Origin of the sequence: Sphingomonas sp. Leaf37, assembly GCF_920939475.1 — a bacterium.
GTDB lineage: Bacteria > Pseudomonadota > Alphaproteobacteria > Sphingomonadales > Sphingomonadaceae > Sphingomonas.
This window is the reverse complement of record NZ_CAKLAX010000002.1, coordinates 559,225-571,541: the sequence shown is the minus strand read 5'-3', so window position 1 is coordinate 571,541 and position 12,317 is coordinate 559,225. Positions and strand designations below refer to the sequence as shown.

The 12,317-nt window shown below is 66.9% G+C and carries 10 protein-coding genes and 1 pseudogene; 4 read left to right on the top strand and 7 right to left on the bottom strand.

The annotated features are described in order from the left end of the window. Nucleotides 1-8 precede the first annotated feature (8 nt). From LRA87_RS08135 to LRA87_RS08105, 7 genes and pseudogenes are all read right to left on the bottom strand, one after another. Nucleotides 9-644 (bottom strand): glutathione S-transferase family protein, encoded by a 636-nt coding sequence (locus tag LRA87_RS08135; protein ID WP_230630865.1) that lies wholly within the window; start codon nt 642-644, stop codon nt 9-11. Next, the gene (locus LRA87_RS08130) at nt 641-1,123 is read right to left on the bottom strand and encodes a hypothetical protein (RefSeq protein WP_230631234.1); all 483 of its coding nucleotides are present in this window, start codon (nt 1,121-1,123) and stop codon (nt 641-643) included. The genes LRA87_RS08135 and LRA87_RS08130 overlap by 4 nt, the downstream gene beginning before the upstream one ends. Nucleotides 1,124-1,245: 122 nt before the next feature. After that, nucleotides 1,246-1,482: pseudogene (locus LRA87_RS08125) on the bottom strand (class I SAM-dependent methyltransferase); the annotation flags it as partial. A gap of 332 nt (nt 1,483-1,814) precedes the next feature. Beyond that, complete coding sequence (gene recA, locus LRA87_RS08120) at nt 1,815-2,888, bottom strand: recombinase RecA (protein WP_329958586.1); 1,074 nt, start codon at nt 2,886-2,888, stop codon at nt 1,815-1,817. Between the two features lie 184 nt (nt 2,889-3,072). Continuing rightward, nucleotides 3,073-3,918, bottom strand: coding sequence for a 4-(cytidine 5'-diphospho)-2-C-methyl-D-erythritol kinase (locus tag LRA87_RS08115; protein WP_230630864.1), 846 nt, complete (start codon nt 3,916-3,918; stop codon nt 3,073-3,075). Then, nucleotides 3,915-5,525, bottom strand: coding sequence for a tetratricopeptide repeat protein (locus tag LRA87_RS08110; protein ID WP_230630863.1), 1,611 nt, complete (start codon nt 5,523-5,525; stop codon nt 3,915-3,917). Before LRA87_RS08110 ends, LRA87_RS08115 begins: the two co-directional genes overlap by 4 nt. Next, nucleotides 5,497-7,149: an electron transfer flavoprotein-ubiquinone oxidoreductase gene (locus LRA87_RS08105; RefSeq protein WP_230630862.1), complete on the bottom strand. Its 1,653-nt coding sequence runs from the start codon at nt 7,147-7,149 to the stop codon at nt 5,497-5,499. Before LRA87_RS08105 ends, LRA87_RS08110 begins: the two co-directional genes overlap by 29 nt. A gap of 134 nt (nt 7,150-7,283) precedes the next feature. Here LRA87_RS08105 and LRA87_RS08100 point away from each other — a divergent pair, with 134 nt between their 5' ends. The 4 genes from LRA87_RS08100 (at nt 7,284) to LRA87_RS08085 (ending at nt 12,149) form a co-directional block, all read left to right on the top strand. Beyond that, on the top strand, nt 7,284-8,012 hold the full coding sequence (locus tag LRA87_RS08100) for a uracil-DNA glycosylase (RefSeq protein WP_230630861.1): 729 nt from the start codon (nt 7,284-7,286) through the stop codon (nt 8,010-8,012). A 41-nt stretch (nt 8,013-8,053) separates the two neighbouring features. Continuing rightward, nucleotides 8,054-9,838 (top strand): lytic transglycosylase domain-containing protein, encoded by a 1,785-nt coding sequence (locus LRA87_RS08095; RefSeq protein ID WP_230631191.1) that lies wholly within the window; start codon nt 8,054-8,056, stop codon nt 9,836-9,838. Between the two features lie 132 nt (nt 9,839-9,970). Beyond that, nucleotides 9,971-10,456 carry a hypothetical protein gene (locus LRA87_RS08090; RefSeq protein ID WP_230630860.1) on the top strand — a complete coding sequence of 162 codons (486 nt, stop codon included), beginning with the start codon at nt 9,971-9,973 and terminating at the stop codon, nt 10,454-10,456. 103 nt (nt 10,457-10,559) lie between these two features. Continuing rightward, a complete protein-coding gene (locus tag LRA87_RS08085) occupies nt 10,560-12,149 on the top strand; it encodes a long-chain fatty acid--CoA ligase (protein WP_230630859.1) in 1,590 nt (529 codons plus the stop codon). Nucleotides 12,150-12,317 lie beyond the last annotated feature (168 nt).

Genomic DNA, 12,317 nt, shown 5'->3' with positions numbered 1-12,317 from the left:
CCGAGGCATCAGGCATACGCATAGGGGCCGCCCTTCGCGAGGGCGGCCTGATAGGCCGGGCGGGCATGCACCTTATCGAGCCAGGCGATCGTCGCCGGGCGGGACTTGTCGAGACCGGCCCGGCTGCGGGCAGCCTCGATCGGGAAACTCATCATGACGTCGGCCGCGGTCATGTCGGACCCGGCGAACCACGGGCGCTGCGCCAGCTCCGATTCGACATAGTCGAGATGAACGTCAATCATCGGCTGGATGCGTTTAATCGCCGGCTTGCCCATCAGCGGGATACGGCCGAGCACCAGCTTGAGCAGCAGCGGCGGCATCATCGACCCCTCGGCATAATGCAGCCAGAAGCGGTAGCGGAGCGCGGCGTCACGATGGGCGGGGGTGCCGAGCTTGCCGTCGGCCTTCTCGACCAGATATTCGACGATCGCGCCGGTTTCGGCGACGACGCGGCCACCGTCCGCGTCCAGATCCTCGATCACCGGCGACTTGCCGAGTGGATGGATCCGCTTGAGTTCGGGCGGCGCGAGCATCGTCTTTCGATCCCGTTCGTAGCGCTTGATCTGATAGTCCAGGCCGAGTTCCTCGAGCAGCCACAGCACGCGCTGCGAGCGGCTGTTTTCGAGATGGTGGACGATGATCATGCTTCTCTCCCCTTCGCGGCGCGCGCCCGCCATATCCAGGCCGATGCCGGGAAGGCGACGCTGCTGCCGGTGCTGTAACGTTCGAGCGCGGCTTTGAGCCGCGCGGTTGCGGCGGCAGGATCGGCGGCGGTCTTTAAAGCCGAGGCGAGCGGGCCGATGCGGCGGAAGAAGGCGACGGCGTCGTCGATCCGATCTTCGCCCGCGCCGGCGACATAGGTGAAGTCGACGCGGGCATAGCTATCCACGGACCAGCCGGCGGTTTCGAGGATCGCGGCGGTGTGTGCGGGATCGGCGAAAGCGAACGGACCCGGGGTGTAGCCGGAGGCGATCGGCGGACGGGAACCGGTGACCTGTTCGACGAGGTCGGATGCCCACGGATTGTCGGCACGGTCCCGGAAGCAGGAGAAGACGAGCCGGGCGTCCGACGCGGCGACGTCATGGAGGTCGGCGAAGACGGCCGCGGGATCGGCGAAGAACATGACGCCGTGACGCGATACGAACAGGTCGATGGGGGCAAGCTCCTGCGCTGCGACGGATGCGTCGCCCCGGCGAAAGTGAGGTTCGGGTGCGCCACTCCTCGGGTCACCGCCACGGCGAGGAGTTCGGGGGAGAGGTCGACACCGACGATCTGCGCATCGGGGCGTGACGTCGCGAGCGACAGGCTGGTGGAGCCGGCGCCGCAGCCGATGTCGATCGCGCGGAACGACGCGTCCGGCGCCGCTGCGAGGACGGCGGCGTCGAGGTGACGGGCGAGATCGGCGAGCGAACGGTCGGTGCGCTGCCATTCCGCGGCCCAGGTTTGGCCGACGCGGCCGGTCCAGTCTGCGGTGGTGGTCATGATGGAATCCTAGCAGTGCGGGGCGGTGTCATCGCAGCCTTGCGCTCCTGCCGAGGCGGGGCGCGGTACTGGGTGCCCGCGTTCGCGGAGACACGGCGGATGGGTTCGAACCGGAATCGACAGGGTTGCCGGACGGGTTCCGGCCTTCGCCGGGGAACCGGCTTCATCGTTTCCGTGAAAGCGCCGGGGAGTTCCGGGCTCCTGCACTTGCAGGAGTATCGGACGCGGAAGTTGTCGAAGTTGACGGTACGGTGCGGTTGGAATGCGACCAACCGAAAAGGGCCCGCCGTTACCGGCGAGCCCTTCGTGCATCCTGATCGGATGACGGTGCATCAGATGTCGTCGTCGGCTTCCGGGCCGGTCATCATCTCTTCGGCGACCTTTTCGGTACGCTGGCGGATCGCCTTTTCGAGGCGGTCGGCCATCTCCGGGTGTTCGCGCAGATAGGTCTTCGAATTTTCGCGACCCTGACCGATGCGGACGCTGTCGTAGCTGAACCACGCGCCCGACTTCTCGACGAGGCCGGCCTTCACGCCCAGATCGAGAATCTCGCCGATCTTCGAGATGCCCTCGCCGTACATGATGTCGAATTCGACCTGCTTGAACGGCGGTGCGACCTTGTTCTTGACGACCTTCACGCGGGTGGCGTTGCCGGTCACCTCTTCCTTGTCCTTGATCGCGCCGGTGCGGCGGATGTCGAGACGGACCGAAGCGTAGAATTTGAGGGCGTTGCCGCCCGTCGTCGTCTCCGGATTGCCGTACATCACGCCGATCTTCATGCGCAGCTGGTTGATGAAGATCACCATGCAGCGCGAACGGCTGATCGAACCGGTCAGCTTGCGCAGCGACTGCGACATCAGTCGGGCCTGAAGGCCGACGTGGCTGTCGCCCATCTCGCCTTCGATCTCGGCGCGCGGCACGAGGGCGGCAACCGAGTCGACGACGAGCACGTCGATCGCGTTGGAACGGACGAGCGTGTCGACGATCTCCAGCGCCTGTTCACCGGTGTCCGGCTGCGAGACGATCAGTTCGTCGATGTTGACGCCCAGCTTCTTGGCATAGACCGGGTCGAGCGCGTGTTCGGCGTCGACGAAGGCGGCGGTGCCGCCACCCTTTTGCGCCTCGGCGATGACGTGCAGCGCCAGCGTGGTCTTGCCTGACGATTCAGGACCATAGACCTCGATCACGCGGCCGCGCGGCAGGCCGCCGACGCCCAATGCGATATCGAGACCGAGCGATCCGGTGGAGATCGTCTCGACCTCCATCGACTGCTTGGCGCCGAGCTTCATTGCCGAGCCCTTGCCGAAGGCGCGGTCGATCTGGGCGAGAGCGGCGTCGAGCGCCTTCTGCCGGTCGGTGGTTGCGGTTGCCATGCCGGTGTCGATCACTTTCAGATTGGCGGCCATCGGGAGGTTCCTCGCTAGAGCAAGCGCGCGCACGGGGCAACGCATCTGTTCTGTATGTACGATGTTTGTTCCTATGGAACAAGAGGGGAACTTTGCCGATTTTTTGCGGGGTTTGCGGATTTTTTGCGCTTCGTTGCAATGGTCCCTTCGGGAAGCGCGTCCCCCTCCCGCGCTAAAGCGGAATTTAGAGTAAGGTTGTGGCCAGGCTCCAATGCTGCGGCATCGTCCTGGCGGCTGCGTCTCGGGCAGGTTCGTTTTCGAACAACGCGAAGCAGGTGGCGCCGCTGCCGGACATGCGGAACAGGAGGACGCCTTCGGATGCCGCCAGCGCCGTCAGCACGTCGGCAATGACGGGGGCGAGTTCCAGTGCGGCGGGTTGCAGGTCGTTGCGGCCGGCGATGGCGCGGGCGAGGAGGTCGCCTTCGGCTGCGATGCCGCCGCGGTCGTGGCCGTCCCAACGCGCGAAAACGGCGCTGGTGGAGACCGCGATGCCGGGATTGACCAGCAGCAGCGGGGTTCCGGCAAGGCCGTGCACCGGGATAAGCGCCTCGCCCTTGCCGGTGCCCAATGTAGTGCGGCCGAGCAGGCAGGCGGGCACGTCGGCGCCGAGCGCTTCGGCGATGACGAACAGGCGGGGGTCTTCGGGTGCGATGGCATGGAGCCGGGCGAGCGCGCGCAACGTGGCTGCGGCATCCGCCGAGCCGCCGCCGATACCGGAGGCGACTGGCAAGTGCTTGTCTAGGGTGATCGCGTGCGCCTGTTCGATGCCGAAGGTGTCGCGGAAGGCGATGGCAGCCCGCTCGACGAGGTTCGGCGTAACAGGCTCCCCTGCCCGTTCCGCCGACGCGGCCAGCGCCGCCGCGAACGGGCCGGTGATGGCGAAGCTGTCCGCCGTCGCGGGCACGACGGTCACCGTGTCACCGTCGGCGGCGAAGGCGAACAGCGTTTCCAGTTCGTGATAGCCGTCGGGGCGGCGATGGCGGATGTGGAGGGCGAGGTTGATCTTGGCGGGCGCGCGTTCGACGATCACTTGGCGGGTAATCCCTGGACGATTCTGGTGGAGAGACGCGCCTGATCCGCGGCGGGCGCGGTGAGCGCGGCGGCGCGCCATGCGTAGCGCGCCTCGTAGTGGCGGCCGATCGTCCAGTACAGGTCGCCGAGGTGTTCGCCGATCTCCGCATTGATCGGATCGCTCGCTGCGGCCCGTTCCAGCAGCGGCAGCGCGCGCGCCATGTCGCCGTTGATGAAATAGGCCCAGCCCAGCGAATCGGTGATCGACCCGTCGTCCGGCTTCAATGCGTGCGCCCGCTGCAGCATCGCCGTCGACGCCGTGACGTCGATCCCGCGCTGCGCCTGCGCATAGCCCAGATAATTGAGCGCCAGCGGTTCGCTCGGGGCGAGTTCGACGGCCTTTTGCAACGCCTTGCGCCCGGCGGGCCAATCGCCGGACTGCTCGAGCGCACCGCCGTATTGCAACCATGCGGTCCATTCGTCCGGATCGGTATCGCGAATCCGGCGATACCACGGGACCGCCTCGGCATGCCGGCCCGCTGCGGTGAGCCGGTCGGCGTAGGTCTGCCAGTCGCCGGTGCCCGCTCCGGAACCCTCCGCGCCCTGTCGCGCGAGCGCCAGCGCGTCGGCTTCGCGGCCTGCGCCGGCCAGGATCGCGATGCGCGCGGCGAGCGCGGTCGGCGCGAAGGGACTGTCCGGCGGCATGGCGTCGAGCGTCGCCAGCGCGCGATCGGGGGCATCGTCCTTCGCCAGCGCCGACGCGAGCAACAGCCGGGCGCGATCGTTGGCGGGGTTGGCGATCAGCGCGGTGCGCGACAGCGCGATGGACAGCGTCGCGGCGTCCTGTTCCGCAAGGTCGCTGGCAATCCGGCCGAGCAGGCGGGACACACCGAAACCCAGTGTCGCCTTTGCCGGCGTGCCACGGCGCAACGCGGCAAACACCGGATCGCCCCCCGCCAGCAATCCACGCGCCGCATCCGCGTGACCGTTGCCGAACAACAATTGCGCGGCGGACAGGCGCAGATCGATCGGCGATCCCGTCTCGCGCAGGGTCTGTACGGTGGCGAGCCCCTTATCGACATCGCCGCGGGCGATCTGGAGCAATGCCGCAGTCTCGGCAGCGAGGCGCTGGGTGACGGCGTCCTTGCCCGTGGCGACCATGCCGATCCGCGCCGCCGGATCCTCGCCACGCACGAACGCCGTCCAGGCGCGGAGCGATGGCGCCATGACGCCGAGTGGTGTCGACGCCAGAGACTTCGTCGCGGCCTCGACCCCGACGGGATCGTTTCGCGCCGCCGCAAGTGCGAGGGGGAGCAACGGCAGGTCGGCGGGTGCGTCGGCGCTGGCACGCAGCACGGCTGCGGCACGGCTGGCCAGCGCGATGTCGCCGGTCGCCAGCGCCTGGCGATAGGCCCTTATGGCCACGACGGGGCTGGCGGGCATGTCGTCCAGCGCGCTGGCATAGCCCGCCACAGCAAGCGCGCTGTTGCCGTCGGCATCGGCGGCACGCGCCTTCAGATAATCGGCGATACGGGACGTATCGGCCCCCGCCGGCGCGATGGCGCCAAGGCTGAGGACCGATGCGAGGAACAGACGCTTACATATTGGGATAGTTCGGGCCTCCACCGCCCTCGGGTACGACCCAGTTGATGTTCTGGGTCGGGTCCTTGATGTCGCAGGTCTTGCAGTGGACGCAATTCTGCGCGTTGATGACGAACTTGGGGTCGCCGGTTTCCTGTCCGACGATCTCGTAAACACCGGCCGGGCAATAGCGTTGCGCCGGCTCGTCGTACATCGGCAGGTCGTATTCGACCGGCACGTTCGGGTCGCGCAGCGTCAGGTGGACCGGCTGGTCCTCCTCGTGGTTGGTGTTCGACAGGAACACCGACGACAGGCGATCGAAGGTGAGGACGCCGTCCGCCTTCGGGTAGACCGGCGGCTTGACCATGTCCTTGCGCCACAGCGTCTCGTGGTCCGGATGATGCTTCATCGTGAAGGGCATCTTGATGCCGAAATGCTCGAGCCACATGGTGATGCCCGACAGGCCGGAGCCGACGAAATCGCCGAACTTCTTGACCAGCGGCACGACGTTGCGGACGATCGACAGCTCCTTTTTTACCCAGCTGCGCTCGAACGCCTCCGGGTAAGCGGTCAGCTCGTCATGCTCGCGCTGCGACAGGATCGCGTCGGCGGCGGCTTCCGCGGCCATCATGCCGCTCTTCATCGCGGTGTGCGTGCCCTTGATGCGGGGTACGTTGAGGAAGCCCGCCGAACAGCCGATCAGCGCGCCGCCGGGGAAGACCAGCTTGGGGATCGACTGGAGGCCGCCGTCGCTGATCGCGCGGGCGCCGTAGGAGACGCGCTTGGCCCCCTTCAGGATCGCGGCGATTTCCGGATGGGTCTTCCACTTCTGCATTTCCGAGAAGGGCGACAGATACGGGTTGCTGTAGTTGAGCCACGTCACGAAGCCGAGGCTGACCTGCCCGTTCGCCTGATGGTACAACCAGCCGCCGCCATTGGCGTCGTCGCCCAAGGGCCAGCCCTGCGTGTGGATGACGCGGCCGGGCTTGTGGAGTTCGGGATCGATGTCCCACAATTCCTTGACGCCGAGGCCGTAGACCTGCGGCTGTGCGTCCGTCGCGAGATCAAAGGTGCGGATGATCTCCTTCGACAGGTGACCGCGCACGCCCTCCGCGAAGAAGGTGTATTTGGCGTGGAGTTCGAGGCCGGGGGTGTAATCGCCCTTGTGCGTGCCGTCGCGGGCGACGCCCATGTCGCCGGTGGCGACGCCCTTCACGCGGCCCTGCTCGTCGAACAGGATCTCGGCGGCGGCGAAACCGGGGAAGATCTCGACGCCGAGTTCCTCCGCCTTGCCCGCGAGCCAGCGGCAGAGGTTGCCGAGGCTGCCCGTGTAGGTTCCCTTGTTGTGCAGGAACGGCGGGGTCCAGAGGTGGGGAAGCGTTACCTTCTTCTTTGGGCTGAGCACCCAGTGCAGGTTCTCGGTCACCGGCACTTCGGCGAGCGGGCAGTCGTCGCGCCAGTCGGGCAGCAGCTCGTCGAGGCTGCGCGGATCGATCACCGCGCCCGACAGGATGTGCGCGCCGACCTCCGACCCCTTTTCGAGCACGCAGACGCTGAGGTCCGCGCCCTTCTCCGCCGCGACCTGTTTGAAACGGATCGCCGCCGACAGGCCCGCCGGACCTGCACCGACGATCACCACATCATAAGGCATCGATTCGCGTGTCGTCATCTCATCCACTCCCGGATACGGTTGCGGTTGTCGGCGCCGGGGGATAGCGGTCAGGCGCAGGCCGACAACGTCTCGTCTCCGAACCGCGATCGGACAAGTTGACGGAAACGTCAACCTTACAGAGAAGGAAATGCGTGGGGGCCGATCAACATCTCGACTGGATGAGCAGCGCGGCGAGCGCGCTCGACTGGTGGCAGGAGGCGGGCGTCGACGTGCTCGTCGACGACGCCCCACGGGACTGGCTGGCCGAGCCGATGGCGGCCCCGGTGGCGTTCGTCGCCCCTGCCGCTCCGGTGCACGTCCCTGCCGCCTTGCCCGAGACGCTGGCGGATTTCATCGCGTGGCGGATGGGTGATGCGGTGCCGGAGGTCGAATGGCGCGGCGTGTCGATCGCCGCTGCCGGACCGCCAGAGGCGCAGGTGATGGTGCTGGTCGATTGCCCCGACAAGGACGACGGCGCAGCGGGGATGCTGATGACCGGCCCGACCGGCGCGCTGTTCGACCGGATGCTCGCCGCGATCGGGCTGTCGCGCGAGACGATCCACCTTGCCGCGGTGTGCGCAAAGCGACCGGTGGCGGGCCGGATGCCGCGCGAGGTCGAGACGCGGCTGGCGGAGATTTCGAAGCACCACATCGGGCTGGTCGCGCCGAAACGGCTGCTGCTGCTCGGCAATGCGGCGAGCCGTGCCATTCTGCGGGCGGAAATGCCCGGGACGCGCGGGTCTTTACACCGGTTTAACCATAAGCGTGGTGAGACCGAGGTGGTCGCCAGCTTTCATCCGCGCTTTCTCATCGAGAAGCCCGCGGCGAAGGCCGAGGCGTGGAAGGATCTGCAATTGCTGATGGGGGGAATATCCGCGTGACCCGCAAGCTGGCGCTGACGATTGGAACGGCCGCATGCCTGATGGCGGCGGCACCCGCCTGGGCGGATAGCGGACCCGAGCCGGCTGGCGAGGCCAAGCTCGCGGCGATCGGCGGCGCGGATCGCATTCCGGACCAGCTCGATGCCGGCCAGCGCGAAGGTTATCGCGCGGTATTTCAGGCGATCCGCGACGGTAAATGGCAGGATGCGCAGATCGGGCTCGACGCGATGAAGCCCGGGCCGCTGCATGCAATTGCGCGGGCCGAGCTGTACACCGCCAAGGGATCGCCGCGGATCGAGCTGGAGCCGCTGATGGCGGTGCTCAACGAAGCGCCCGAACTGCCGCAGGCGGCGGACCTTGCCCGACTGGCGAAGGCGCGCGGGGCGAGCGAACTCCCGCCCCTGCCCCTCGCGCAGCGGTTGATCTGGCAAGACGGTGCGCCCCGGCGGGTACGCGCGAAGGCGACGAAGAGCGACGAGATCGCGGCCGATCTGGCGACCAGGATGCAGCCGTTCGTCAAGGCGGACATGGCGACGGATGCGCAGGCGTTGCTGGAGAGCACGCAGGGGCTGACGCCCGAGGCGCAGACCGAATGGCAGGCGAAGGTCGCCTGGATGTACTTCCTGACCGGCGACGACGCCAACGCACGCAGCATGGCGGTGAAGGCGGCGAATGGCGTCGGCGACTGGGCGGTACAGGGCCGCTGGACCGGATCGCTGTCGGCATGGCGGCAGAACGACTGCGCCGCGGCCGAGACGGGATTCGAGGGCGTGGCGGCACGGGCGACCGACGTCGATCTGCGCGCGGCGGCGCTCTATTGGGCGTCGCGCGCCGATATGGTGTGCGGCCGGCCCGACAAGGTGCAGGCGCGGCTGCAATCGGCGGCGCAGTTTTCCGAAAGCTTCTACGGCCAGTTGTCGCGGCAGGCGCTTTTGATCAAGGACAAGGGCAAACCATCGACGCAGGTGGTCGCGGCGGACTGGGCGCGGCTCGACAAGCGGCCGAACATCCGCGTCGCGGCGGCGCTGGCCGAGATCGGCGAAACCGATCTGGCCGATAGCGTCATCCGGCAACAGGCACGGATCGGCGATCCGTCCGAATTCGGCAGCCTGGTGCGCGTCGCCGAGGCGCTGAGCCTGCCCGCCACCACCGTCTGGCTGGCCCACAATTGTCCGCAGGGAGTCGTCGCGACCGCAGAGGCGCGCTATCCGACGCCGAACTGGACGCCATCGAGCGGCTGGCGCGTCGACAAGGCGCTGGTTTACGCCCACACGCTGGAAGAGAGCGGGTTCCGCAACAAGGTGGTCAGCCCCGCCGGCGCCTATGGCCTGATGCAGATCATGCCCGCCGCTGCGACCGATTATTCGCGCGAAAAGGGCCTGCCGCTCGACAAGAGCGCGTTGACCAGACCGGCGACCAATATGGATATCGGCCAGCGCCACCTCGAACGGCTGCGCGACATGGCGGGCGTGACCGGCGGTCTGCTGCCCAAGGTGATCGCGGCCTATAACGCCGGCCCGCGTCCGGTCGGCGACTGGAACGCGATCGTGCACGATGGCGGCGATCCCTTGCTGTATATCGAGAGCATTCCGTATTGGGAGACGCGCGGCTACGTCACGACGGTGCTGCGCAACTACTGGATGTACGAGGCGCAGGGCGGACGGAAGGCATCGGCCAGCCGGTCGGCGCTGGCGCAGGGCATGTGGCCGCGCTTCCCCGGCCTGCCCGGCGCGGCAGCGGTGCGGATGAATGCGCGGCCGAATGCGACCGCGATCGCGGTGAACGGACGGGTCTCGCCGCAATCGACGACGGTGTCGAAGGACTGAGAATAGCGGACGGCGCAGACCATCGTTGCTCGCCGTCGTTTCGGACCGGGTTCGATTAGGTCGCCGGGCGCCCCGGGTACACCCTCGTCGTAAGGCACCCGCCCGTTGCCGGGTGCCGGGGAGCAAACGACGATGATCTATCCGTTCAGATCGAGGCTGATGCGCGGCTTCAACAAGCAAGACATGCCTCAGCAGCTGGAATCGCTCTTCGCGAATTACTGGAACAAGGAACTGCCCGACCTGCTGTTCGCCCTCCAAATGACCACGCTGTTCCTCGAGGACCTCAACGGATTTCTCGTCACCGCGGAGGACGATAGCAAGACGTCGGCCGAATCGTTCAAATCGATCGCCGGCACCTGCTCCCGGATGGTGGGTTCAGCCGACCCGTCATGGCTTAAGGCGCTGTACGACTTGGCGCCGGATCTGGTCGGAACCGCGCTTGTGAGCTGTATGCGCATCATCAACCGCCAGACGCACGATGCTGGAATGCTGAAGGCATTCAAGACTTTGTTCCATAGCCTCGGCATTCGAATCGAGGGACCATGGGACAAATGCGTCCTGACGGCGAACTTCGGCAGTACCTCGTTCCATGCCGGTACGCTGACCGTCACATCCTGAGCGTCGACGCCCGGCGCCCTGTTGGGGATTGCGCCGATGCGGACGGGTATTATGCTCGTTCGAAAGGCGCGAACGCAGCGCCGGATGATCGAGAGGATGACGAATGCTCGGCGGAATGCAGGATTTCGAACTTCGGGTATCGACGCTGATCGATCATGCCGCGCGCGAATATGGTGACCGGGAGGTCGTGACGCGCTGGGCCGATGGTAGCGAGACGCGCAGCGACTGGCACGGGATTGCGCATGATGCGCGGCGACTGGCGCAGGCGCTGGAACGGCTGGGACTGACCCGTGGCGATCGCGTTGCGACGATGGCGATGAACCACGGGCATCATCTGGCCGCGTGGTATGGCACGATCGGCATGGGCGGCGTGATCCACACGATCAACCCGCGGCTGTTCGACGATCAGCTGGCCTATATCGCCAATCACGCCGGCGATCGCGTGCTGCTCTACGATCGCGCGTTCCAGCCGATCGTCGACCGGTTGCGCGACCGGTGGACGACGATCGAACATTATGTCGTGATGGACGGCGACGGTCCCGGCACGCTCCGCGCGCTGATCGAGGCCGAAGATGGCGATTATGTCTGGGCCACCGGCGGCGAGCGCGAGCCGTGCATGCTCTGCTACACCAGCGGCACCACCGGCAATCCCAAGGGGGTATTGTACGAACATCGTTCGACCCTGCTGCACGCGATGCTGGTAGTGTCGCCTGCGGTGCTGTCGCTGTCGTCGGCCGCGGTGTTGCTGCCCGTGGTGCCGATGTTCCATGCCGCGGCCTGGGGCACGCCGTTCGCGGCGCCGCTGGCGGGCGCGAAACTGGTGTTCTCCGCGATCAACGATGCGAAGACCCTGTGCGAGCTGATGAACCGCGAGAAGGTGACGATATCGTCCGGCGTCCCGACGGTGTGGCTGGCGACCTTCGCCCATCTGGATGCCTCGGGCGACACGCTGCCGCATCTCAGGATGGCGACGATCGGCGGATCGGCGGCGCCGCGCGCGATGATCGAGCGGCTGATGGACATGGGGGTCGAGGTCAAACACCTGTGGGGCATGACCGAAACGTCGCCTGTGGCGACCGCGGGCGCACCGCCGGTCGGCTGGGCGGACTGGCCAAAAGATCGCAAGCTCGATTTCCTGACCAAGCAAGGGCAGATTCCGTTCGGCGTCGAACTGACGGTGATCGACGACGAGAACGTCCATTTGCCGCGTGACGGTACGTCCGCCGGGCGGCTGCACATCCGCGGGCCGTGGGTGGTGAAGCGCTATTTCGGGGCGGATGCCGATGCGATCGATGCGGACGCCTGGTTCGACACCGGCGACGTCGCGGTCATCCATCCTGACGGTACGATGCAGATCACCGACCGGTCGAAGGACGTCATCAAGTCGGGCGGCGAATGGATCAGCTCGGTCGATCTGGAGAATGCGGCAATAGGCTGCCCGGGCGTAGCGGAGGCGGCAGCGATCGGCATCGCTCATCCGAAGTGGGACGAGCGGCCGTTGCTGATCGTGGTGCGCAAGCCCGACAGCGACGTGACCGAACACGCCATCGTCGCTCACCTGTCGGGCGTGGTCGCGAAATGGTGGCTGCCCGATGCGGTGGTGTTCGTCGACGCGCTGCCGCACACGGCAACGGGCAAGCTGCTGAAGACGGCGCTGCGGGAACAGTTCAAGGATTACCGTCTGGCGGCCTGAGGGCGACGGGCGGGCGGGCCGGCCACCTCACGGCTACATCGTCTCCCGACCGGACATGCTCCATCGCCCGGAACACGTCCGGGATGATGGAGGATGCCGGCTGATCGCGGCGTGGCATGGGCCAGGCTCCGGTTTCCCGGTCCGTGCGGATCAAGGGCTGACTTTTGG